Source organism: Candidatus Pelagibacter sp. Uisw_106, assembly GCF_047724975.1.
In the GTDB taxonomy this organism is placed as follows: Bacteria; Pseudomonadota; Alphaproteobacteria; order Pelagibacterales; family Pelagibacteraceae; genus Pelagibacter.
This window is the reverse complement of the sequence record NZ_CP159819.1, coordinates 1,054,221-1,078,304: the sequence shown is the minus strand read 5'-3', so window position 1 is coordinate 1,078,304 and position 24,084 is coordinate 1,054,221. Positions and strand designations below refer to the sequence as shown.

General features: G+C 29.7%; 30 protein-coding genes and 1 riboswitch. Of the genes, 17 read left to right on the top strand and 13 right to left on the bottom strand.

The features are described from left to right. Position 1 precedes the first annotated feature (1 nt). Both ABXT45_RS05975 and ABXT45_RS05970 read right to left on the bottom strand, forming a co-directional pair. Positions 2-412, bottom strand: coding sequence for a DoxX family membrane protein (locus ABXT45_RS05975; protein WP_415313151.1), 411 nt, complete (start codon positions 410-412; stop codon positions 2-4). Between the two features lie 8 nt (positions 413-420). Beyond that, positions 421-660, bottom strand: a complete 240-nt coding sequence (locus ABXT45_RS05970) for a CDGSH iron-sulfur domain-containing protein (RefSeq protein ID WP_415313150.1) — start codon at positions 658-660, stop codon at positions 421-423. Between the two features lie 94 nt (positions 661-754). Between ABXT45_RS05970 and ABXT45_RS05965 the strand changes: the two genes are divergently transcribed. Together ABXT45_RS05965 and ABXT45_RS05960 are read left to right on the top strand one after the other, a co-directional pair. Beyond that, positions 755-1,114, top strand: coding sequence for a winged helix-turn-helix transcriptional regulator (locus tag ABXT45_RS05965; protein WP_415313149.1), 360 nt, complete (start codon positions 755-757; stop codon positions 1,112-1,114). A gap of 162 nt (positions 1,115-1,276) precedes the next feature. Then, positions 1,277-1,341: riboswitch (SAM riboswitch) on the top strand. 75 nt (positions 1,342-1,416) lie between these two features. After that, positions 1,417-2,478, top strand: coding sequence for a homocysteine S-methyltransferase family protein (locus ABXT45_RS05960; RefSeq protein ID WP_415313148.1), 1,062 nt, complete (start codon positions 1,417-1,419; stop codon positions 2,476-2,478). A gap of 2 nt (positions 2,479-2,480) precedes the next feature. On the opposite strand, the gene ABXT45_RS05955 is transcribed toward ABXT45_RS05960, so the two are convergent. After that, on the bottom strand, positions 2,481-3,152 hold the full coding sequence (locus ABXT45_RS05955) for a haloacid dehalogenase type II (protein ID WP_415313147.1): 672 nt from the start codon (positions 3,150-3,152) through the stop codon (positions 2,481-2,483). Positions 3,153-3,169: 17 nt separating this feature from the next. Here ABXT45_RS05955 and ABXT45_RS05950 point away from each other — a divergent pair, with 17 nt between their 5' ends. The 6 genes from ABXT45_RS05950 (at position 3,170) to ABXT45_RS05925 (ending at position 8,562) form a co-directional block, all read left to right on the top strand. Beyond that, positions 3,170-3,871, top strand: a complete 702-nt coding sequence (locus ABXT45_RS05950; protein WP_415313146.1) for an RsmE family RNA methyltransferase — start codon at positions 3,170-3,172, stop codon at positions 3,869-3,871. Positions 3,872-3,952: 81 nt separating this feature from the next. Continuing rightward, the gene (gene coxB, locus ABXT45_RS05945) at positions 3,953-4,768 is read left to right on the top strand and encodes a cytochrome c oxidase subunit II (RefSeq protein ID WP_415278062.1); all 816 of its coding nucleotides are present in this window, start codon (positions 3,953-3,955) and stop codon (positions 4,766-4,768) included. Positions 4,769-4,770: 2 nt separating this feature from the next. Next, positions 4,771-6,408: a cytochrome c oxidase subunit I gene (ctaD, locus tag ABXT45_RS05940; protein ID WP_415313145.1), complete on the top strand. Its 1,638-nt coding sequence runs from the start codon at positions 4,771-4,773 to the stop codon at positions 6,406-6,408. A gap of 163 nt (positions 6,409-6,571) precedes the next feature. Continuing rightward, positions 6,572-7,108 carry a cytochrome c oxidase assembly protein gene (locus ABXT45_RS05935; RefSeq protein WP_415291314.1) on the top strand — a complete coding sequence of 179 codons (537 nt, stop codon included), beginning with the start codon at positions 6,572-6,574 and terminating at the stop codon, positions 7,106-7,108. A gap of 2 nt (positions 7,109-7,110) precedes the next feature. Further along, positions 7,111-7,899 carry a cytochrome c oxidase subunit 3 gene (locus ABXT45_RS05930; protein ID WP_415313144.1) on the top strand — a complete coding sequence of 263 codons (789 nt, stop codon included), beginning with the start codon at positions 7,111-7,113 and terminating at the stop codon, positions 7,897-7,899. A gap of 9 nt (positions 7,900-7,908) precedes the next feature. Continuing rightward, a complete protein-coding gene (locus ABXT45_RS05925) occupies positions 7,909-8,562 on the top strand; it encodes an SURF1 family protein (RefSeq protein ID WP_415313143.1) in 654 nt (217 codons plus the stop codon). Between the two features lie 11 nt (positions 8,563-8,573). Here the strand turns inward: ABXT45_RS05925 and ABXT45_RS05920 are convergent, their stop codons facing one another. Further along, entirely contained in the window at positions 8,574-9,161 is a 588-nt protein-coding gene (locus ABXT45_RS05920; protein ID WP_415313142.1) for an SCO family protein, read from the bottom strand. A 33-nt stretch (positions 9,162-9,194) separates the two neighbouring features. Here ABXT45_RS05920 and ABXT45_RS05915 point away from each other — a divergent pair, with 33 nt between their 5' ends. The 7 genes from ABXT45_RS05915 to cyoE all read left to right on the top strand — a co-directional run bounded on the left by ABXT45_RS05915 (position 9,195) and on the right by cyoE (position 15,124). Next, entirely contained in the window at positions 9,195-9,875 is a 681-nt protein-coding gene (locus tag ABXT45_RS05915) for a cytochrome c oxidase subunit 3 (RefSeq protein WP_415313141.1), read from the top strand. Positions 9,876-10,175: 300 nt separating this feature from the next. Next, positions 10,176-11,018, top strand: a complete 843-nt coding sequence (locus ABXT45_RS05910; RefSeq protein WP_415313140.1) for a cytochrome c oxidase subunit II — start codon at positions 10,176-10,178, stop codon at positions 11,016-11,018. Between the two features lie 6 nt (positions 11,019-11,024). Further along, the gene (locus ABXT45_RS05905) at positions 11,025-12,863 is read left to right on the top strand and encodes a cytochrome c oxidase subunit I (RefSeq protein ID WP_415313139.1); all 1,839 of its coding nucleotides are present in this window, start codon (positions 11,025-11,027) and stop codon (positions 12,861-12,863) included. 9 nt (positions 12,864-12,872) lie between these two features. Further along, the gene (locus ABXT45_RS05900; RefSeq protein ID WP_415313138.1) at positions 12,873-13,577 is read left to right on the top strand and encodes a cytochrome c oxidase subunit 3; all 705 of its coding nucleotides are present in this window, start codon (positions 12,873-12,875) and stop codon (positions 13,575-13,577) included. 8 nt (positions 13,578-13,585) lie between these two features. Further along, on the top strand, positions 13,586-13,924 hold the full coding sequence (locus ABXT45_RS05895; protein ID WP_415313137.1) for a cytochrome C oxidase subunit IV family protein: 339 nt from the start codon (positions 13,586-13,588) through the stop codon (positions 13,922-13,924). 5 nt (positions 13,925-13,929) lie between these two features. Then, the gene (locus tag ABXT45_RS05890) at positions 13,930-14,193 is read left to right on the top strand and encodes a hypothetical protein (protein ID WP_415313136.1); all 264 of its coding nucleotides are present in this window, start codon (positions 13,930-13,932) and stop codon (positions 14,191-14,193) included. A gap of 31 nt (positions 14,194-14,224) precedes the next feature. Beyond that, positions 14,225-15,124 carry a heme o synthase gene (cyoE, locus tag ABXT45_RS05885; RefSeq protein ID WP_415313135.1) on the top strand — a complete coding sequence of 300 codons (900 nt, stop codon included), beginning with the start codon at positions 14,225-14,227 and terminating at the stop codon, positions 15,122-15,124. Between the two features lie 35 nt (positions 15,125-15,159). On the opposite strand, the gene ABXT45_RS05880 is transcribed toward cyoE, so the two are convergent. Then, positions 15,160-15,405 (bottom strand): DUF1467 family protein, encoded by a 246-nt coding sequence (locus ABXT45_RS05880; protein WP_415278050.1) that lies wholly within the window; start codon positions 15,403-15,405, stop codon positions 15,160-15,162. Between the two features lie 170 nt (positions 15,406-15,575). On the opposite strand from ABXT45_RS05880, the gene thrC reads away from it, so the two are divergent. After that, positions 15,576-16,952: a threonine synthase gene (gene thrC / locus ABXT45_RS05875; RefSeq protein WP_415313134.1), complete on the top strand. Its 1,377-nt coding sequence runs from the start codon at positions 15,576-15,578 to the stop codon at positions 16,950-16,952. Beyond that, on the top strand, positions 16,952-17,437 hold the full coding sequence (locus ABXT45_RS05870) for a peroxiredoxin (RefSeq protein ID WP_415313133.1): 486 nt from the start codon (positions 16,952-16,954) through the stop codon (positions 17,435-17,437). The genes thrC and ABXT45_RS05870 overlap by 1 nt, the downstream gene beginning before the upstream one ends. On the opposite strand, the gene rnhA is transcribed toward ABXT45_RS05870, so the two are convergent. From rnhA to crtI, 8 genes are all read right to left on the bottom strand, one after another. Further along, entirely contained in the window at positions 17,429-17,854 is a 426-nt protein-coding gene (gene rnhA / locus ABXT45_RS05865; RefSeq protein WP_415278047.1) for a ribonuclease HI, read from the bottom strand. The two genes, ABXT45_RS05870 and rnhA, sit on opposite strands and share 9 nt — an antisense overlap. Then, positions 17,854-18,822, bottom strand: a complete 969-nt coding sequence (locus ABXT45_RS05860) for a homoserine kinase (protein WP_415313132.1) — start codon at positions 18,820-18,822, stop codon at positions 17,854-17,856. Before ABXT45_RS05860 ends, rnhA begins: the two co-directional genes overlap by 1 nt. Continuing rightward, entirely contained in the window at positions 18,823-19,767 is a 945-nt protein-coding gene (gene ispH / locus ABXT45_RS05855) for a 4-hydroxy-3-methylbut-2-enyl diphosphate reductase (RefSeq protein ID WP_415313131.1), read from the bottom strand. Beyond that, positions 19,757-20,692, bottom strand: a complete 936-nt coding sequence (locus tag ABXT45_RS05850) for a Brp/Blh family beta-carotene 15,15'-dioxygenase (RefSeq protein ID WP_415313130.1) — start codon at positions 20,690-20,692, stop codon at positions 19,757-19,759. Before ABXT45_RS05850 ends, ispH begins: the two co-directional genes overlap by 11 nt. Before the next feature lies 1 nt (position 20,693). Next, positions 20,694-21,764, bottom strand: coding sequence for a lycopene cyclase family protein (locus tag ABXT45_RS05845; protein ID WP_415313129.1), 1,071 nt, complete (start codon positions 21,762-21,764; stop codon positions 20,694-20,696). Continuing rightward, positions 21,751-22,365 (bottom strand): squalene/phytoene synthase family protein, encoded by a 615-nt coding sequence (locus ABXT45_RS05840; RefSeq protein WP_415313128.1) that lies wholly within the window; start codon positions 22,363-22,365, stop codon positions 21,751-21,753. Before ABXT45_RS05840 ends, ABXT45_RS05845 begins: the two co-directional genes overlap by 14 nt. 65 nt (positions 22,366-22,430) lie before the next feature. Continuing rightward, on the bottom strand, positions 22,431-22,601 hold the full coding sequence (locus ABXT45_RS05835; RefSeq protein ID WP_415313127.1) for a squalene/phytoene synthase family protein: 171 nt from the start codon (positions 22,599-22,601) through the stop codon (positions 22,431-22,433). Continuing rightward, positions 22,601-24,058 carry a phytoene desaturase family protein gene (gene crtI, locus ABXT45_RS05830; RefSeq protein WP_415313126.1) on the bottom strand — a complete coding sequence of 486 codons (1,458 nt, stop codon included), beginning with the start codon at positions 24,056-24,058 and terminating at the stop codon, positions 22,601-22,603. Before crtI ends, ABXT45_RS05835 begins: the two co-directional genes overlap by 1 nt. Positions 24,059-24,084: the final 26 nt, after the last annotated feature.

Here is a 24,084-nt window from a genome sequence, read left to right as displayed (position 1 = left end):
TTTATGTTCGATTACCTTTAATTAAAAAATAAATTCCACCAATTAAAAGAAATATCTGTTCACTGGTAAATAGTTTTGTTGTGAAGAACCAGTCTTTGTGAGCAAAGATCAGTATAGTTATCATTAAGATAGTTATGTTTAGTCCCGATAGTCTTGTGAGTATATTTCCAAAAGGATTTTTAATAAAACCACTTATTATTAATACCAATCCAGTCAACAACTCAGATATAGCAACAGTCGATGCTAACATAGGTGACAGACCAAAATAATCAATTAATCCTTGAGGAGGTAAGGGAAATTTACCTAAGCCATGAATTATAAAAGCTATCCCTATTCCAAATCTAAAAAATAAAGAGGCTAATCCATCTATATTTGAAAAAAAATTATTAACTTTATTATTTAAATTTTGCATCTTATCCTTTATTTTTTATTATGTGATCCATCACAAAATGGTTGATTGTCAGTTTGTTTACAAGCACAAAAAAACATTTTTTTAGTTTCTTCAGCCTTGTATGCCAGAGGTGTAAAATCTGTACCTTTATGTGATCCATCACAAAAAGGCTGCTTTGCACTTTTTCCACAAGAGCACCAGTAGTAAGATTTATCTTTCTCTACATCTACTGCGATTGGTCCGTTACCTGCGTTTTGTCCTTTAATCATTTTTACCCTTTCAATTTAATTGACTTGTTCATAGAGCTTTGTTACTAGTAACGCAATAACGCAAAATAATCATACTAGTATACAAAAACATACCATGAAAAACTTAATAGATTGTCCAGCTGAAAGAGCCGTTTACTTTCTTGGAGGTAAATGGAAAATTAGAATTTTGTTTAGTTTGTTATACAACAAAAAAATTAGATTTGGTGAACTTAAAAAAGGATTAAAAACCATTACACAACAAATGTTATCCAAGCAGCTAAAGGAATTAGAAGGAGATGGAATAATTAATAGAAAAGTAATTCGAATAATGCCCCCAAAAGTTGAGTATTCACTTACTGAATTTGGCCTTTCGGTTATGCCTATCTTAAGATCTTTTTCAGAGTGGAATAAAAGAAATACTCGAACTATTTCAGTAAAACTAAATAAGAATTTTGAAGAAAATAGAATTAGATAGTCTTAAAAATACAGTAAAAATTTATGTATCCTTTAGCTTTAAAGTATGATTAAAATTAAGTAGCGCTGATTTAAGTTAAATTGCAGAGCGCTTTACAAATTCCTGCTAAAGCGACGTTTCAACCACCGCTTTAGTCGGTGGTTTTTTTTTGAAATTTTTCAAATCTAAACCGGGTATTTGAACCATATTGTGCACCCAGCATTTGCTAAAGCACTAAAAAGGAGAAAAGAGATTGTTTAAATTTACAACCCTCTTGTTTAACGTTTTTCAGTTTCTTTTCTCCAATAATTTGGAGAAAAAAAATGACAAAAAATAAATTAACAGAAAGATTAGATCAAGGTCCGGTAATTTGTGCTGAAGGTTTTTTATTTGAAATTGAAAGACGTGGGTACATGGCATCAGGAGAATTTGTGCCAATGGTGTCTTTAGACCATCCGGAAGTTCTTGAAAATTTACATAGAGAATTTCAACATGCTGGATCAGATATTGTTGAAGCTTTCACTTATAATGGTCACAGAGAAAAAATGCGTATTATTGGAAAGGAAGAACTTCTTGAACCTTTAAACCGTTCAGCTTTAAAGATTGCCAAAAAAATTGCATTAGATACACCCAAAGGATCTCAACCAAACTTAATGGCAGGAAATATTTCTAACTCAAATATTTGGAAAGAAAATGACAAACAAGCCCAAAAGGTAGTTGAGGGCATGTTTTCTGAAATGATTGGTTGGGCAGTAGATGAAGGTGCCGATATGTTGATTGGTGAAACTTTTTATTATGCTGAAGAGGCCTTCAAAGCACTTGAGGTAATGAAGAAAGCTAATCTTCCAACAGTATTAACAATTTCGCCAATGGGTGAGAATAAAATGAGAGATGGAAAGTCTGTAGTTGATACATGTAAAGAGTTGGAGCAAAGAGGAGCTGACGTTGTTGGGTTAAATTGTTTTAGAGGACCTGCAACAATGTTGCCATTTTTAAAAGAAATTAGAAAAGCAGTCAAATGTCATGTTGGTGCTTTACCAATTCCCTATAGAACAAATGAGAAATTTCCAACTTTTTTTAATTTACCTGATAGAGATGATTGTGGTTGTCCCTCTCCTCACGGAAGAACATTTCCTACAGCTCTAGATCCACATTTTTGTAATAGATATGAAATAGGTCAATTTGCAAAATGGGCAAATATTTTAGGTATACATTACCTTGGTGTTTGTTGTGGTGCTAACCCAATGTTAATAAGAGAAGTTGCAGAGTCTGTTGGGTTAAAAGTGCCTGCAAGTAAATACAGAGAGAACATGGAAAATCATTTTATGTATGGAAAAAATAAAAGAATTCCAAAACATATGACGGATTATGGAGATAAGGCTTAACTTTAATTAGAGTTTATATTAGGTAACAGATCTTTTAAGTTTTTGATTTCTTGCTTTGGTTTGTAATCAAGGTTATCAAAAATATTATTATTTCTGTTTACCCAAATAGAACTGTAACCATAATTTCCACCACCAGAAACATCCCAAGTATTAGCACTTAAAAATGCAACTTCTTCTTTTTGTATTTTATATTTTTTAATTGGCAGATCGTAGACTTTTGAATCTGGTTTATAAATTCCAACTTCTTCAATTGAAAAAATATCATCAAATATATTATCTAGATTATTACTCTTCACCAATTCATTAAGAAGAGAAGGTGTACCATTTGAAAGGATACCTAATTTATAGTTTTTTTCTTTAAGTTTTTTTAAAACTTCTGGCACTTCTTTAAAAGGTGAAAGAACTTTATAAAGATTTAATAATTCATTTTTCATTGAAATATCAATTTCAAATGCCTTCATTGATTTATCTAAACTATCTTCAGTTACCTGCCAAAAGTCTTTATGTCTATTCATTAGACTTCTAAGCCAAGTGTATTCTAATTGAGTAGTTCGCCAGTAATTAGCAAAGCCTTCCCATTTATCACCAATTTTATCTTTGCATTTTTCTGCAGCAGAATTGACATCAAATAAAGTGCCATATGCATCAAAAATTATTGCTTTAATATTTTTCATAAATTAACTTAACATTAATGAGTAATATTAGATTATTTTTTAAAGAAAGTTTATCACTTAATTTAACTGCAAAACTTGATAAATCACAATCTCACTATGTAAATAAAGTGATGAGAGTTAAAGTTGATGAAGTCTTCTCTTTATTTAATAGCAGTGGAGAATGGGAAGCAAAAATTTTAAATATTTCAAAAAGTATAGTTGAATTTAATATTACAAAACAATTAAGACAAAAAGAAAATGTAAAAGAATTGTGGTTAGCTTTTTCACCTATTAAATCAAACTACTTTAATTTTATGATTCAAAAAGCAACAGAGCTCGGTGTTACAAAATTTTTACCAATAATATTTGACAGAACAATTGTAAGAAAAATTAACAAAGAAAGATTAGAAAAAGTAATTATAGAAGCTGCCGAACAGTCCAATCGTATTAATGTTCCATCTATTGAAGATCCTCAACCATTAAAAGATTTTTTAAGTAATGAAAAAATGGATTTAATATTTACTGATTTAAATTCTAAAAATAAAAAATTAGATTTAGAAAAGCTAACTAGTAATCCAACTTGTGTTATTATTGGTCCAGAAGGAGATTTTTCAGAGGAAGAAAGAGGGGAGATTCTTACATTTAAGCACGTTCAGCCAATTAAAATAAATGAAAATATATTAAGATCAGAGACTGCAGTAATTTCAGCTCTATCTATTGTTAGTTATTTGATTAATTGATGGTTTTTAAAAGCTAAAGTGTGATTTTGTCGCAAAATCTAAAGTGTAAATTTTATGAAAGCACTTTATATACTGTTGTAAATGAACAAGTTTTTACTTACAATTTTAGCAACTATCTACTCAACAGGTGCATTAGCCGATCAACCTAAAGAATGGCAACTAGGATTTCAAAACCCAGCCTCTGATGGAATGAGAGATATCGTTAGTTTTCATAATAATATTCTACTTCCAATAATTATTGCTATCACTGTCTTTGTTTTATTTCTTATGATCTATACTTGTATAAGATTTAGAGAATCAAAAAATCCAGTTCCATCAAAAACTACTCATAATGTTGCAGTAGAAGTTTTGTGGACATTAATTCCGTGTTTAATTTTAATCGTGATGGCGATCCCATCATTTAAACTTTTATACAAGCAAGATACGATCCCAAAAGTCGATGTAACAATCAAAGCTGTTGGATATCAGTGGTACTGGGGATACGAATATCCCGACGAAAATATTATTTTTGAATCGTACATGATTAAAGAAGATGAGTTAAAAGAAAACCAACCAAGACTACTAACCGTTGATCACGAAGTTGTTGTGCCAGTTAATAAAGTGGTTAAGGTTTTAATTACTGCAAACGATGTCTTACACGCTTGGGCATTACCATCTTTTGGAGTTAAAAGAGATGCGGTTCCAGGAAGAATAAATGAAACTTGGTTTAAAGCTGAAAAAGTAGGAACATATTACGGTCAATGCTCTGAGTTATGTGGAATACAACATGCTTTTATGCCGATCACAGTAAGAGTTGTAACAGACGAAGAATATGCAATATGGCTAGCAGAAGCTAAAATGAAATTTGCAAAAGATCCAATTACAGAAAATGAATATAAAAAACTAGCGAGTAAATAAAAATGTATACACAAACAGCATCACAAGACGATCATCACACACCAACAGGTTGGAAACGTTGGGCTTACTCAACTAACCATAAAGATATTGGTACAATGTATTTAATTTTTGCAATTTTTGCAGGAATTATTGGAACAGCTTTTTCAGTATTAATGAGAATTGAATTAATGCATCCTGGCGATGGAATTTTAGGTGGAAATTATCACTTATATAATGTGTTGGTTACTGGTCATGGATTAATAATGATTTTCTTCATGGTAATGCCTGCAATGATTGGTGGTTTTGGTAATTGGTTTGTACCCATCATGATTGGTGCACCTGATATGGCGTTTCCAAGAATGAATAATATTTCATTTTGGTTATTACCTGCTTCATTTATTTTATTACTACTTTCAATTTTTGTAGATGGCCCTCCAGGTCAACAAGGTGTTGGTGGAGGATGGACTTTATATCCACCTTTATCTTCTAAAGCTGGACAGCCAGGACCTGCAATGGATTTTGCTATTTTAAGTTTGCACTTAGCCGGAGCTTCTTCAATTTTAGGAGCAGTTAACTTTATTACAACAATTTTGAATATGAGAACGCCAGGTATGACTTTGCACAAAATGCCTTTATTTGCTTGGTCTGTTCTAGTTACAGCATTTTTACTGTTATTATCACTACCAGTTTTAGCTGGTGCAATTACAATGCTTTTAACGGATAGAAATTTTGGAACAGCATTTTTTGATGCTCAAACAGGTGGAGATCCTGTTTTGTACCAGCATTTATTTTGGTTCTTTGGTCATCCAGAAGTTTATATTTTGATACTTCCTGGCTTTGGAATGATCAGTCATATTGTTTCAACATTTTCTAAAAAACCAGTATTTGGATATTTGGGAATGGCTTACGCAATGGTTTCAATTGGCGTTGTAGGTTTTGTTGTTTGGGCTCACCACATGTATACAGTTGGTTTAAGCACTGATACTAAAGCATATTTTATAGCAGCAACAATGATTATTGCAGTGCCAACGGGTATTAAAATATTTTCATGGATTGCAACAATGTGGGGTGGATCAATTTCATTTAAAACTCCAATGCTGTGGGCATTAGGCTTTATATTTTTATTTACAGTTGGTGGAGTAACAGGCGTTGTGCTTGCAAATGCAGGTGTTGATACTGCAATGCACGATACTTATTATGTAGTCGCTCACTTCCATTATGTATTGTCTTTAGGGGCAGTATTTGCAATCTTTGCAGGATTTTATTATTGGTTTGGTAAAATGTCTGGTTATGAATATTCTGAAACCTTAGGAAAAATACATTTTTGGTTAACATTTATTGGAGTTAACCTGGTATTTTTCCCTCAACATTTTTTAGGTTTAGCAGGAATGCCAAGAAGATATGCTGATTACCCAGATGCATTTGCTGGATGGAATTACGTTTCATCAGTTGGCTCATACATAGCAGTTGGTGGTTTATTGGTATTTTTTGTTAACTTAATTTATTCTTTTTCTAAGAAAAAAGCTGCAGCTCAAAACCCTTGGGGTGAAGGTGCCACAACTTTAGAATGGACCATACCATCACCACCAAATTTCCATACCTTTGATGAGTTGCCGAAGTTTGTAGACGATCAAGATACTGAAAAATCTAATACTCATTAAATTTTAAGAAAATTATTTTTAACAAATAAGACATTATTATGCTGATACTTGACAAAAAAACTAAAAAAAAAAACATCTTTACTGCGTTTGGAATAATAGCCTTCATGATATTCCTATTTTTTTTTACTCTTTATAATGTGGGAGTTTTTGACAGACAATTATGATCCAAAAAAAAACGCTTACTCCTATAATTTTAGCTGGAATCTTTTTTATCATGCTTGGCCTTTCATTTGCTGCAGTACCTTTATATGACATATTCTGTAGAGCGACTGGGTTCGGTGGAACTACGCAAATATCAAAAGAGGCACCAGATATAGTTTTAGATCAAAAAGTAAGTGTTCGCTTTGATACAAATGTAAACAAATTACCCTGGAATTTTAAAGTAAAAAAAAATGTTATGGATGTGAACATAGGTCAAGTGAATCGAATCGAATTTCAAGTAGAGAATTATGGCGATGAAACAACTTATGGTGTGGCTGCTTTTAATGTATCTCCCTCATCTTTTGGTAAATATTATAGTAAATTAGGCTGTTTTTGCTTTGAAAAGCAAGAGCTGAAAGCAGGAGAAAAAGCAACATATATAATGACTTTTTATTTAGATCCAGAAATGGTAAACGACCCAAACACTAAAAATATTAAAGATGTAACTATGTCCTATACTTTCTTTTCATCAGATTATTATAACCAATCAAAATTATAAAAATGTCAGCAGAAAAAAAACATGATTATCACTTAGTAGACCCAAGTCCTTGGCCTATTTATGTATCATTTTCTAGCTTATTTTTAGCAATAGGGACTGTCTATTATTTGCATAGTGAAGTTTCCTGGGGAATGTATTTAGGTTTTGCTCTTTTATTTTATGGAGTATACATGTGGTTTAGAGATGTAATCATAGAGTCGGTTGATCACAATCATCATACACCTGTTGTTAAAATTCACCTTAGATATGGAATGACTCTTTTTATCGCCTCCGAAGTAATGTTTTTTGTTGCGTGGTTTTGGGCTTATTTTAATGCAAGTTTATTTCCCACAGAACTCATGGGCAATGTTTGGCCTCCAGTAGATATTATAACATTTGACCCTTGGGATATCCCATTGATAAATACATTAATTCTACTATTATCAGGAACTACAGTTACCTGGGCGCATCATGCCTTAGAAGAAGGTGATAGAGAAAGTTTTGTGCAAGGTTTAGCAATGACAGTTGTTTTAGGTTTTAGTTTTTCATTATTGCAGATTTATGAATACTACCATGCAAGTTTTGATTTTTCAGGAAATATATATGGTGCTGTGTTTTATATGGCAACAGGTTTTCATGGGTTTCACGTTGTTGTAGGAACTATATTTTTAGCTGTATGTTGGTGGAGAGGCAAGACTGGTCATTATAAAAAAGATGAGTTTTTTGGCTTTGAGGCTGCTGCGTGGTACTGGCATTTTGTTGATGTAGTATGGCTATTCCTATTTGCTTCAATCTATGTTTGGGGAAGTTAATAGTTTACCTTGAGAAATAAACTTTTATTTTCAATTTTTGTATTCTTTTTTATATCTATATTTATAGCATTAGGTAGCTGGCAACTAGTAAGATTAGATTGGAAAAATGAATTATTAAATAAAATTGATGTTTCTTTGAAGAAAGAACCTGTTGATTTAATGACCAATGTTCCTGAGGACTATCTAAAAATCAAAACTTCGGGGGTTATAGATTTTGATAAACAAATTTATTTGTATAGTTTAAACGAAAAAGGTGCACCGGGATTTAATGTTGTTAATCCAATTATAATTAATAATAAAAACTTTTTATTAAATAGAGGATGGATACCTTTTGATAAAAAAAATACTAAAGAAATTGATATTTTTGATCATAAAACTATTTTAGGAACATTAAGAAAACAATCTAAGGCTAACAGGTTTAAGCCTGTTAATGATATTAACGATAATTACTGGTTTACTTTAGATAGGGATGATATTTTTCAATATACAAATAAAAAATTTTCACCATTTGTAATTTATTTAAATAATAATTTAGAATTACCAAAACCAAAAATTATTACTGTAAATATTTCAAATAGCCACAAAAAGTATGCTATTACTTGGTTTTCTTTAGCACTGTCAATTTTTTTATTTTATTTATATGTGAGAAAAAATACATATTAATTTTTACAAGCTTACAAATAACTCTTAATTATTTTAAAAATATTGTCCAAATTTTCATGATGACTAATTCGATCAATATACTTTCCTTTATCTAATAAAAGTATTGAAGAACTATGATTGATTAAATAACCACCGTCTTCATTAAAGATTTTTTCACTTAAAACACCCCATGATTTTGAAAGCAAAAATACTTTTTGTGGATCTCCAGTTATTCCATAGATCTTACTTTTAAATGAATTCAAGTAATCCTTAATTATTTGAGGATTGTCTCTTTCAGGATCAATACTTACAAAAAAAACTTTCAAATTTTTTTTCTCACTATCATCTAATTTTTCGATAACCTGATCTAGATTAGATAGTGTCATTGGACATATGTCGGGACAATTTGTAAAACCAAAAAAAATTGCAGTTAATGGTCCTTGAAAAGATTTTTCTGTTATGGGCTCATTATTTACATCTGTTAAAGTAAATGCAGATCCAGTATATGAGGCTACAATATCTCCTTTCTTTTCTTGTATCGATAATACAATAGGCAACATAATAAATAAAAAAATTAACAAACAGCCACCCAGTATAGTTATTGAGGTCTTTAATTTCATATTTTATGAATTAATATATTATATATTATAATTATGTCTAAATTTATTAAAAAACTTTTTGGAACATTGTCTGATAAGCCCTGGGAAAAAGAACAGATGGAAAGTGATAACCATCATCAAGGTAAAACTTTTGATATATCGTTGCAGACATCAGCCGTTATTGTTATCTTTGGTGTGAGCACCGTATTATTTACTTTAGTTGTTACAGGATACCTTTATAGCATTCCAGTGACTCAAGATACAGAGTATCTATTGAAACCTAATTTATTATGGTTAAATACTTTAGTTTTATTATATGTTGCTTATTTTTTTAATAAAATCACAAATGATTTAAAAAAAAATAATTTTGAAAAAATTAAAAAGAATTTGCTTATAGTTGGCTTTTTAAGCTACGCTTTTTTATTTGGGCAGATCCTTTTTTGGTTTCAATTAATGAAAAATGGAAACTATGTTTCTACAAATAATTATTTTTCATCGTTTTATATTTTTACTGCACTTCATGGTTTACATCTTTTAGGAGGATTATTTTTTTGGGGGAAAGTTTTTTCCAAAGTTAATAAACTTAAAAAAGAAGAAATTATAAAAGAACAAAAAAGTATAGATGCACTATCTCTTTATTGGGCTTTTTTATTAATTGTTTGGTGTGTATTTTTTTTAATTATGTATGTTTTTAATGATACAGTTATTGCTTGGTGTCGAGCACTACTTGCTTAAATGCTTTAAAGAAACAACGTTAAAATAGCCCCAATAACAATTATAAAAATTAATAAAATATTAACAGATTTTAAATATTTTTGTATTTCAGGTTTCCTTTCTTTTTTTGAAAAAACTCCTGCTCCCAGAGAAATTACAAGATAAAAGCAAAAAACTAAAACCAGCACAACTACAAAGAGACTAAATTTATCAAGCATAATTTAATTCAGTATAAAGCCTTATTTACTCACTTATTAATATATTTTTCTATGGATTCGGAAATTTATTTCAATTACTGTTATCTAAGAGAGAGAGACAAATATGCACCCGGGAATTATATTTTTAGGGGTAATTGTTGGTTCGGTTCTGTTCCATATATATACTCCATGGTGGTGGACAGACATAGCTTCAAACTGGGGGGCAATGGATGATACAATTAATTTAACATTTTGGATTGGTGGGGGAGTATTTGTTTTAGTTTGTTTGTTCATGGTTTATTGCGTTCTTAAGTTTTCTTATAAAGAAGGTCGTAAAGTTGAATACAAACCAGAGGATCATAAACTAGAAAAAATATTAACTATTGCAACTACTATAGGAGTGATAGCTCTTTTGGCACCAGGACTTATTGTTTATAATAATTATATTAATACTCCTAAAAATGCATTGCATGTCGAGGTGAATGCGTGGCAATGGGGATGGCAATATAGATTACCTGGTGAAGATGGAATATTAGGCACTGCTCATGTAGCAAAAATTAGTGATGACAATCCTTTTGGAATAAACTTGGATGATCCAAATGGAAAAGATGATATTTTAATTCAAGACGATGTACTTCACCTAAAAACAAATAGGCCGGTAAAAATTTTATTAAGATCACTTGATGTTTTGCATAATTTTTATGTGCCTCAATTTAGAGCAAAGATGGATGCTATTCCTGGAATAATTACTTATTACTGGTTTGAACCAAATAAACTAGGTGAGTATGAGGTTTTATGTGCCGAATACTGTGGAGTAGGTCACTATGCTATGAGAGCAAAAGTTATAGTTCAAAGTGAAGGCAATTATGACAACTGGATTAAAGAACAAGAAACTTTTTCAGATTTAATAGCAAAACAAAATAACGATAAATTAAAATTAACAATAATTGCAAAAAATAAGAATTAAAAATATATGTCAGACGAATATAACCAAAAAAATATACCAATTAAAGCACAGTCTTCAGAAACTACTTCAGGCTCTTCTGGTTCGTCAAAAGATATTGATTATGTAAGACCTGCAGAGCTTCCAGAGCAAGATTTATATCATGGTCATAGCTTTATTACGAAGTGGATTTTTTGTCAGGATGCAAAAGTTATTGGAGTGCAATATTTTCTTACCGCAGTATTTACGGGAATTGTTGGTTTGGTACTTTCATGGCTAATGCGTTTGCAATTAGGTTTTCCAGAATTAGTTCCATTCATTACTGCCGAACACTATTATCAATTTGTAACTATGCATGGAATGATAATGGTGGTTTATTTTTTAACCGCATTATTTTTAGGAGGTTTTGGGAATTATTTAATTCCTTTAATGGTTGGTGCAAGAGATATGGTTTTCCCATATGTAAACATGGTCAGTTTCTGGATGTTCTTTATTGCAGTTTGTGTTCTCATGGCTAGCTTCTTTGTTCCGGGTGGACCAACTGGAGCGGGCTGGACACTTTATCCACCTCAAGCAATTTTACCAGGTACTCCAGGATCAAATATGGGAATTATTTTGATGCTAGTTTCTTTATCTTTATTTGTAATTGGATTTACTATGGGTGGATTAAATTACATAATTACTATTTTACAAGCACGTACTAGAGGTATGACTTTGATGAGGATGCCATTGACTATTTGGGGAATTTTTACAGCAACTGCTTTAGCAATGTTAGCTTTTCCAGCTTTATTGGTTAGCTGCATTATGATGACTTTAGACAAGATGCTTGGAACTAGTTTCTTTATGCCAACAATTCTTCAAGCAGGAGAAGTATTAAGTTATGGCGGTGGAAGTCCAGTTCTTTTCCAGCATTTATTTTGGTTTTTTGGACACCCTGAAGTTTATATCGTAGCTCTTCCTGCTTTTGGAATAGTTTCAGATTTAATATCAGTTCATGCTAGAAAAAATATATTTGGATACCGAATGATGGTTTGGGCTATCGTTGGCATTGGTGCTTTAAGTTTCTTTGTTTGGGCCCACCATATGTATGTTAGTGGAATGAATCCTTGGTTTGGGTTTTTCTTTGCAACAACTACTCTTATCATTGCAGTACCAACTGCATTGAAAGTTTATAACTGGATAATCACACTATTTAGAGCCAACATAAGAATGAATACTGTAATGCTTTTTTGTCTAGGTTTTATTGTGACCTTTGTAAATGGGGGAATTACTGGAATTTTTTTAGGCAACGTTGCTGTAGATATTCCATTATCTGACACATATTTTGTAATAGCCCATTTTCATATGGTGATGGGAATTGCCCCGCTTATGGTAATCATGGGAGCTGTTTATCATTGGTTTCCCTTAGTTACAGGAAGAATGTTAAGTGAAAAATTAGGTAAGTGGCATTTTTGGTTCACTTTTTTAGGGGCTTATTCCATTTATTTCCCTATGCACTATCTGGGTTTTATCGGAGTACCAAGAAGGTATTTTGAAATGTATGATAGTCCTTATGTGACTTCTGCAATAGGAATGAATGAATTTATAACTGTAGCAGCTTTAATTGTTGGTTTCTCACAGCTTATATTTATTTACAATATAGTAGTAAGTTTGAGCATTGGAAAACCAGCTGGAAAAAATCCTTGGAAAGCAAATTCTTTAGAGTGGTTAACTCCAGAAGTGCCACCAGCACATGGTAACTGGGGAGAAAAATTGCCTGTTATTCATAGATGGCCTTATGACTTCAATGTGCCGGGAGCAAAAGAAGATTATATAACTCAAACAACCCCACCAAGTGAAGTTATAAGTGCGGAGGTTGAAAAAACTTAATCAATTTAAATGTCAGATAATTCATTAAATAATTTACCAGGAGGTTTTAAAGGCATGTCTCAGGATATGGGATCAGATCAAACTGCCTTTAAAGGTGTTCAATGGGGTAAAGTTATGATGTGGATTTTTCTACTTAGTGACACTTTTATATTTAGTTGTTTTTTAATTTCATACATGAAGGGAAGAGCTTCTACGGTAGTAGATTGGCCAAATACAAGTGAAGTTTTTTCATTACATGTCAATGGTGTACCTGTTCCATTATTATTAATTGCAATTATGACATTTGTTTTAATCACAAGCAGTGGAACCATGGCACTTGCGGTTAAATATGGATATGAAAAAAATAGAAAAATGTGTGGCTGGCTAATATTAGCTACAGCTATAGGTGGTCTTACTTTTGTTGGTATGCAGGTATTTGAATGGTCTAAGTTAATACATGAAGGTGTTAGACCATGGGAAAATCCATTTGGAGCCAAACAATTCGGGTCTTTCTTTTTTATGATCACTGGTTTTCATGGAACGCATGTATCGATTGGAGTGATATTTTTATTTATTTATGCAAGAAAGGTTTTTAGAGGTGATTTTGATAAAGGCAAAAGAGGGTTTTTTACTTCAATGAAATCAGACTATGTAGCAATAGAAATCTTAGGACTTTATTGGCATTTTGTTGATTTAGTATGGGTATTTATATTTGCCTTCTTTTATTTATGGTAAACTAGATTATGGATGAGATAGAAAACAAAGAAACAGTTGCTTCAACACATAAGATAGGAATCTACTTATGGATTTGGGGATTATTATTTGTACTTAGTTTCTTTTCTTACATGGTTGACTGGTTTGCATTTCAGGGGTTATTAAGGTGGACCTTAATTTTAATATTTATGTTTCTTAAAGCAGGCCTAATAATGGCTTTCTTTATGCATTTATTTTGGGAGCGATATGCCCTAGTTAATGTTCTTTTGTGGCCAATGACAGCAATAGCTTGTTTTATTGGGCTTATGGCGGCAGAAGCAAAATACACTGTTTTTACAAGATTATTATATTTTTTTATAGGAGGGTAATTTATATGACTGGTTTTACTGTACTCGCTGGAGTGATAATATTTTTTTTACTTTTTATTTATGCAACATGGTTTGGTACTCGATTAAAATTAGAGAAGCAAAAAGACAAAGGCCCCGCAATTACAATTAATCCATATGACAATATGTCTCTTACTAGAAGATTTATTGATAAAAAAAATAAAAAAATTGGAATTTTTGATTTAGGAAATCATATTCTTATTATTGGAATGGTATCAATTTTAGTGTTTATTTTATTAAATGTAGAATAGGCACATCATATCTGATAACCGTTTAATCAAAATGATTAGAAAAAAAACTGTCTCACTAGATTTTAATGAATTAATTAAATCTTTATATCTATTGATGAAACCAAGAGTAATGTCTCTTGTTATATTTACATGCGCCGTTGGCCTTTTAACTTCTAATTCAAATATAGGCATTATTGATGCTACAATAGGCATAACTTTAGTTGCTTTAGGTGCGGGAGCGGCTGGATGTCTAAATATGTGGTACGAATCAGATTTAGATGCACTCATGACAAGAACATGCTTAAGACCAATTCCCACTGGTAAAATTAATAGAAACCAAGCACTTACTTTTGGAGTATTGCTGTCAGTTATTTCAGTTGTAGCATTAAATTATTTTTCAAATTTTCTATCAGCATCTTTGTTATTATTTACAATATTTTTTTATCTTTTTGTCTACACAATATGGCTAAAAAGAAAAACACCACAAAACATTGTTATTGGTGGAGCTGCTGGTGCATTACCACCTGTTATCGGGTGGACTATAGCAACTAATACAATTAGTTTAGAGTCATTAGCTTTATTTTTAATAATTTTTATTTGGACGCCTTCGCATTTTTGGGCATTGAGCTTATATAAAGCTGATGATTATAAAAAAGCAAAAATTCCAATGTTACCTTTAACAGATGGTATTGAAAAAACAAAAGTATACATTTTTATTTATTCTTTATTAATGCTACCCATCATCATTTTTCCATATTGGATTAATTTTTCAGGTTTAATCTATTTGATTCCAGCATTTGTTCTTACAATTTATTATAATTTTATTTGCTTTGATTTATATCAATATAAAAAAAATAAATTTGATTTAAAGAAAGCAAAAAAAGTCTTTGGCTACTCAATTTTGTATCTATTCTTAATTTTTGTATTACTTTTAATAGATAGTCTTATTTAAATTTTTCGACTCAAAATGTTGTGGTATAATATTTTTTAACTGATTATATTTGTTAGATCTAAATATTCATATTTCATTAATAAACAAATTATTGTGAAAATAATAGTCGTAATACCAATGGAATAAAAAGTCTTTTTAAGAATTTTAGGATTTTCAGGTGCTCCAACCTCATTTGCTGGGATTAAAAATTTTCTTTTTCGATTAACATCTATTGGTAATATAGAAAAAAATACCACTAACTGAATAATTAGATACATTGTAACTAGTCCAATTGTACTCAATTTACCCCCTATATCTTTACCATTAAAGGGTATATAAATTAATCTAAAGTTAAAAGATAATAAGTCATTAATTTACAATTATATTCTTAACTAGTTTATATTTGTAAGAAGATTTTTATTAGCCAATTTTTCACAATTAATATATTTATATTTTAAAAAAAATTAATTAGATGAAGTATATAAGCACTAGGGATAACTCAAAAGAATATAGCTTTGAGCAAGTATTTATTAAAGGGCTTGCAGATGATGGGGGTTTGTTTATTCCAAAAGAGGTTAAAAAATACAGTGCTGAACAAATAAAGGCATTAAGTAACTTGAGTTATCAGAATTTAGCAAAAGAAATAATATACCCATTTATAGGTGACTTTATGACAGCAAATGAGTTGTCAGATATTGTTGATAAATCATATTCTGTATTTAGAAAAGATAACGTCGTAGATTTAATTAAATTAGGTGATACTAAGGTTTTAGAGCTGTTTCATGGCCCGACACTAGCCTTTAAAGATATAGCAATGCAATTGTTAGGAAACTTCTATGAGCACTATTTAAAAGAAAATAATAAAAATATAAACGTTGTAGTTGCAACATCCGGGGATACAGGTGCTGCTGCAATAGATGCGATTAAGGGAAAAAAGAATATGAATATATTTGTTCTTCACCCTCATGAAAAAGTTTCACTCGTTCAAAGAAAACTAATGTCGACAGTCAAAGAAAAGAATGTCTTTAATATAGCGATTGAAGGTAATTTTGATGATTGTCAAAATTTAGTTAAATCAATGTTTGCAGATAAAGAATTTTCTAACTCAATAAATATGTCTGGAGTAAATTCAATAAATTGGGCAAGAATTATTGCGCAAGCTGTATACTATTTTTATACATACTTTCAAACACAAGACAAAAGGCCTATTAATTTTTCAGTACCAACAGGAAACTTTGGAGATGTATATGCTGGCTATCTATCAAAAAAAATGGGTTTACCAATAAACAAATTTATAGTTGCAACTAATAAAAATGATATTTTGCATAGAGCAATTTCTAATGGAAACTATGAAGCGGAAAGTGCGTCTGAAACCAACTCACCAAGTATGGATATTCAAATAGCTAGTAATTTTGAAAGGCTAATTTATGATTTAAATGATTGTGATGATAATGAAACTAGTACAATCATGCATGGAATTAAAAAAAAAGGTAAATATATTATTTCAAAAGATAAAATGGAAAAAATAAATAAAGATTTCTTATCAGCAAGCATGAGTGAAGAAGAGATTTTAGATACTATTAAAGAAGTTTACATAAAATATAATATTATACTGGATCCTCATAGTGCAATAGGATTTGGATCTTTAAATAAAGTAAATTTAGAAGGTAATAATATTGTTTTAGCAACAGCACACCCATGTAAGTTTCCAGAAGCCATAGATAAATCAATTGGAATCAAACCTGACTTACCTGATGAACTAAAGTATGTTATGGATGAAAAAGAAAATTATGATATTATTTCAAATAATCTAAGTAGAACTCAACAATACATTAAGGAAAAAATATAATGAAATTAAAAGAAAATGAAATAATCCCTAATTCTGAATTTTTTATTATGGAAGATGGAAATCCCATTAAGAAAAATACTTTTGAGTTTTTTAAGGATAAGAAGGTAGTTTTATTTGGTTTACCCGGTGCCTATACATCAGTTTGTTCAGCCAAACATTTACCTGGATATGTTGATAGCCATGATAAATACCAAGCAAAAGGTGTAGATTTAATAGTCTGTATCTCAGTAAATGATCCATTTGTAATGGAAGCTTGGGGCAAAAGCCAAAATGTTGAAGATAAAGTTTTGATGATGGCTGATCCATTTTTGAGTTTTACGAAAGCAATTGGTGCTGATGTTGATAAAAGTGCCCGAGGCTTAGGTGTAAGATCAAATAGATACACAATGTTAATAAACAATCTTAAAGTAATTAAATTACAAGAAGAAGAAGATGCCGGTGCATGTGAAGTTTCGGCTGCTCAAAATTTTTTAAATTTAGTTTAATTCGGCAGCTTGTTTAGCTAATAAATCAACTTCTTCATTTAGAATATTTCCAGCATGAGCCTTAACCCATATCCATTTAATTTCATGAGATTGATTTAATTCATAAAGCTGAGTCCAAAGTTCTTTATTTTTTACTGGTTCCTTTTTAGAAGTTAACCAATTATTTTTAATCCATTTATGCACCCAATCAGTAATACCTAATTTCACGTATTGGGAGTCTGTATAAATTTCAATAGGTTGCTGTTCTTTTATTTCCTGAAGTGCTTTAATTGGAGCCATTAGCTCCATCTTATTATTAGTTGTGTCTTTAACGCTTCCACTAATTTTTTTAATTTCATCATTAATATTGATGATTGCAGCCCAACCACCATTTCCAGGGTTTTTTAAACAAGAACCATCAGTATAAATTTTTATCATTATTTATAATAATCTTTGTAGCTATTCAGATTGTTATGGATAATTAGTTTTTGAAAATATTCGTTAGGTTCTTTGATCTGAATTAGTGCAGTTTTAGGAGTATTAAAATAATCATAAATTCTAGTCAGTAGGTATCTTAAAGCCGCCCCTCTACATAATATATTTAATGAGTCTTTCTCTTTTTTTGAAATAGTTCTTATAGTTTCATATCCATCAATTAAGTATTTAATTTTTTTATTATTCATTACAAAATAATTTCTTTTCTTATCAAAACATAAAGCATTTATACAAATTGCAATCTCATACATCAGAAAATCATTGCTTGAAAAATAAAAATCAATAAATCCAGAAAATTTATTTTTATAAAAGAAGATATTATCTATAAATAAATCTCCATGAATAATTCCACTTGGTAATTTTTTTGGCCATTGATTTTTAATATCCTTTAAGCATACGTTAAGAGTAAGTTTTAGTTTTGGAGCTAATTTATTAGACGTAAATTTTATACTTTTTAATAAGCTACCTAATTTATTAATAGACATAGAGTTCTGCCTATATAGTTTTATTCTAGTTCCAGCCTTGTGGAATTGTGCAATATTTTTTCCAATATCAAAACAATTTTTATAATTAAGATTGGCCTTATCTTTTCCCTTTAAAAAAGTCACAATACTAGCGGGTTTATTTTGAATTTTACTTAAGTGCCTACCATCACTATTCTTTAATGGTTTTGGACAAATAATTTTTTTTTGATTTAGTTTTTCCATTAAGTTCATAAAAAAAGGTAAATCTTTTTTCTGAACTCTTTTTTCAAAAATTGTTAAAATGAATTTTTTTTTATTTGTTTTTAATAAGTAGTTTGTATTTTCTATTCCTTTTTTAATTCCTTCAGATTTGGTTATTTTTCCTAATTTGTAATCTTTACTTAGTGATAGAAGGTCTTTACTATTTATTTTGGTGTATACAGCCATCTAATTTAATTTTGCAGGAACTTTAAAAACAATATTTTCTTTGATAATTTCAACTTCCTCAATTTCTATTTTAAAATTTTCTTTCAATTTATTAATGAAATTTTCAACTAGAACTTCAGGTGCTGATGCACCTGATGAAACACCAATTGTTTTACAATTTTGTATTTTTTCAAAGGGAATTTCACTTTCTGAGTGAATTAATTCAGCATGCTGGCAGCCACTTTGTTCTGCTACTTCAACTAAACGAACTGAATTTGAAGAATTTCTACTTCCTAAGACAAAAAACATATCACATTGTTTGGCAATATTTTTAACAGCTGATTGACGATTAGTAGTTGCATAGCAAATATCCTCTTTAAATGGCTCTTTAATCTTTGGAAATTTTTTTTTAAGAGCTTTTATTATATTTTTAGTGTCATCAACAGACAGAGTTGTTTGAGTAACATATGCAATTTTTTTATTATTATCTAATTCATATAATTCAACATCATGCTCATCTTGAATTAAGTCAATTGTATCTTCTGGTAATTGCCCCATAGTACCAATAACTTCTGGATGATTGTTATGTCCTATAAGAATAATATGGTAACCAGCTTTATGAAGGTTTTCTGCCTCTCTATGAACTTTTGAGACAAGAGGACAAGTAGCATCTATATATTCCATTTTATAGCTATCAGCCTGTATGGGTATCGCTTTCGGTACACCATGTGCAGAAAAAATTACCGGTCTAGTTTTATCTTTAATCTCTTCTAACTCTTCAACAAAAATTGCACCTATTGCCTTAAGACTATCCACTACATGTTTATTGTGAACTATTTCATGTCGCACATAAACTGGTGCACCGTATTTTTTAATACTTTTTTTAACTATTTCTATTGCCCTTTCTACACCAGCGCAAAAACCTCTAGGAGCAGATAACAATATTTTAATTTCTTTATTTTTCATTTTTTTCTAAAAGATACTCGAGCAATATATGAGGAAAGGTTAAAGACGCCAAACCAATAAATATAACTTTTAATATTGCATCATTTAATTGATAGAAATTAGATAGGAAATATAAGCTTATAACGTATAAAATTGCAGTTAAAACTGTAAGTGGCATAGCTTTTTTAACAAATGTCATAGCACCAATTTTAAAACTATTTTCATCAAGTTCTGTTATCAGTGAAATTGAATGTCGAAATGAATGTAGGAAACAAAAGTATACTGTAAAGGCAATCAGTGGAGTAAAAAAATAATTCAGTACAATAATTGAAAAAAAATCCAAAACTATCAAAATATTGATAATTTTAAAATCTTTCAAAAAATAATAAATTCTAGACAGTAAAGAAATTGATAAAGCAAAAAGTAATATATTGTTATCTTCAATAAAGTTTAAGAATAAATAAAATTTTTCATTTTTTATTAAAAGTAATTTAAAAATATTAATTGTTTCAACAAAGTGAAACATTAATGGTGCAATGATTATTAGAGACCCTTTTAAGAAATAAAGAATTAGATTTGATACATTTTTATTATTTATCAAAAATTCCGTATCTTCTTTGCCAAAATGATATGAGGCAACAACTAAAAATAAAATAAGAGACACAGTTGGAAAAAATAACCAAAATATAATGATACTAATGCCGATAAGAGAATATATTAAATAAAAAAAATAAGATTTTTTTACATTATATAACTGACTAAGCTTTTTACCTTTTTGATTATCTAGTGCACCATGTGAAATTCCAATTGTAAGAATAAGAAATAAACATACCACTGGAGAGATGATTAAGTTCTCGAATTGATTAACAATCAAGGCAATAAAGCATGAAAAAATAAAAAAAATTATTGAATGATAGAAATTAATTTTATTTATCAGACTATGCATTTTATTTTAAAAGGGCTTTAATAAATAACCATTTTTTAGCTGTTTTAAGAATTATTAATAAATCTTGAAAAATATTACTTTTATTAGATAGAAATTTAATTACAGTTTCAGGAGAGTTATCAAACATTTTGAAAAATATATTTGGCATTTGTTTGGCATGATTATTTAAAACTCTTAAAAATATCTTATCTAGAAATTGATATTTTTTTTTAATTTCATATCTTCTTATTTTATCAATATTATCAATATTTTCTCTTATGAATCTGCTGTGTTCTTGAATATTCAAAAAAGTGTACCCAGTACTTAATCTAGTCATATGTCCTGCAGTACCTATATTTATTTTATTTTTTTTATTAATATTTGATGGATAAAAAAGTGGTATAGCACCATTTTCTTTATAATTAATTTTGTAATTTTTAATATTTAGATAATTTTCAATGTAATTTTTTAATTGCTGATCATAATCCATTTCCAGATCATTATTCATTTTAGATAACCACGTAGTTTCAACCATAGCCTTATTTTTACTAAAAGGTAGTGTGTAGAAGAAATGAACACTTTCATATTGTTGACAATCAAAGTCCATTAAATTCATGATATTTTCATCAAAAACATCTTTAGTAGTCTCGATCTCAATACCCTTAAAGTGTTGCCAAAGCTGATTTTCATTAGACTCTATTGAGGGAACACTATTGAAAACAAACGAATTATTTAAGCTTACCTCATTAATATTTTTGTAAAATTTAATATTCAGATTTTGTTTCAGTGTGGAGTTTATTTTTTTATAGAATAGTCCGCTATCAATTGATTGATAAGGTAGCTTATTACATTCTAAAAATTTAGTTTTGTTGGGTATATTTATAGAAAAATTATTCCAACTTTTTTTAACACAATCTTCAAAATTATGATTTGTTGTTTTCCAGAAAGACCAAGTTTTATCTCTTTTGTACTCTAATCTAGGCTCAATAATTGCTAATGTTTTATCTTTGAGTTTATTATGAGTTTCTAATTCGTATGCCAAAGATAACCCAGCACATCCACCGCCAATAATTATATAATCAAATTCTTTCATTTAAATCTACTTCCTCACTAATTAAAAAGTGTTCATTATTCATATAACTACTTTTTTGTTTTGTTAAAAAAAGTGTTACTAAGTCAAATATAGAAAGAATAGTCTGATAGATTTTTGTAATATTATTTACATAAATCTTACCTGCTTTATTATAATTTTCTATATTCTTTGTTTTTAAAATTTTATCACCTATTTTTTTGTAAACTCTTCTTGCTACAAGTATTGCGAATCTAAACTTAAAGGGTATTTCCTTTATTGCTATAAAAGAGCTTTTGTAGAATAAATCAGCTAAAGTTAAGGTGTCGCTTATTGTCTTAAAATCATTCTTAATATAAAATCTATTAATCTTTGAGTCCTCCACAACATCTCTAGATATATTTGTTAGTTGCATTGCAATACCTAAATCTATGGCAGCTTTCATTGAATTGTCATCTTTAACATTTAAAATTTTTGCCATCATCAGACCCACGGTACCAGCAACTCTGTAAGAATAAATTAACAAATCTTTTTTATTATTTAATTGAACTTTTTTATTTAAATCTGATTCAACACCATCAAATAAATCTTCAATAATTTTTATTGAAATTAAATGATGATCCATAAGATCCCACATATTCTTAATTATTATATTACTATAATTTTTATTAAGAAAATCATTTTTAAAAATTAATAGATTTTTTTTTTTATATCTAATTCACCATCGTCATCTGCAATATTATCTACAGTTCTACAAAAATCATATAAAGAGGAACACTTCTGGTAGGTTTTTTTGGGTAAAAAGAAACCAGCCCAATTAAATGACTTTGCGTAAATAGACAGGTAGTTTTTATTAGTCATTATATTATCTTATCAAGAACTTTTGCTGAGGATAGCACACCAGGAACACCTGCACCAGGATGTGTTCCTGCTCCAACAAAATACAAACCATCATAAATTTCTGATTTATTATGAAACCTAAAATATGCAGACTGTGTAAATTTGGGTTGGATCGAAAAACCTGATCCAAATTTAGTATTCAATTCATTTTCAAAATAATCTGGCGTTAAATAGAAATCTTCAATAATATTCTCTCTAAGATTAGGAAGTAATGCTTTTTCCATTTTATCTATTACTAAATTCTTCATTTTTTCACCTTCAGTTTTCCAATCAATTTTGGATTGATTATTTGGAACGGGCACAAGAACATAAAAGCAATCATTTCCTTCAGGTGCCATTGATTTGTCTGTAGCTGATGGCCTATGAAGGTAATAGCTTATGTCATCATTTAATTTTTTATTATCAAAAATATCACTCAGGTGTTCTTTATATTTATCACCAAACTTGATTGTGTGATGCTCAACATCTGGGTATGTTTTTTTTGTTCCAAAGTAGTAAACAAATAGACCCATAGAATACTGCATTCGATTTTGCTTCCATTTAAATAGAGAGCTTGTTTTATTTAGACTTAGAAGTTTTTCATATACAGCAGGAGGATCAGCATTGCATATTACATTATTTGAAAGTATTTCTTTTTGATTATCTAATTTTACTCCACTAATTTTTCCATTATTTGAAATTATTTCTGTCACCTCATGTCCTTTGATTAATTCAATTTCTTGTTCAATCATTAATTTTTCTAAGCCATTGATTATGTTTCCAGTCCCACCCATTGAGTAATGTATGCCCCATTTTTTTTCGAGATATAAAATTAATCCGTATATTGATGTTGTTGTAAAGGGGTTTCCACCAACTAATAGAGGATGCATACTTAGCATACGTCTTAATTTTTCATTTTTTATATACGAAGAAACTAATGAATAAACTGATTTATAGCTTTTAAGCTTTAGTAGAGAGGGTAATTGCTTCATCATCACAAGAGGTTTATCAAATGGAACATCTGCTAGTTCTGTGAAGCCTTTATCAAATATTTTTTTTGTGAATTTTACAAGCTGCTCATAACCTTTAACATCTTCTTTGTTTATCTGCTCAATTTGCTTTTTCATTTGATCTTCATCACCAGAGTAATCAAATACACCTCCATCTTCATAAATAAATCTATACCAAGTTTTTAAAGGAGTGAGTTTTATGTAATCTTGAGACTTCTTATTAAATAAAGTGAAAAGCTCTTCAATTAGATAGGGTGCGGTAATTACTGTTGGACCAGCATCAAAAGTAAAACCATTTTTTTTAAACACTCTGGCTCTTCCACCCAAGTCAGGGTGCTTTTCAATTAAAGTTACTTTATGATTTTTGGCTCTTAATCTTAGTGCTGCAGCTATACCACCAAATCCAGAACCAATGACAATAGATTTCATTGAGTTAATTTATAGTTTTTTTAAAA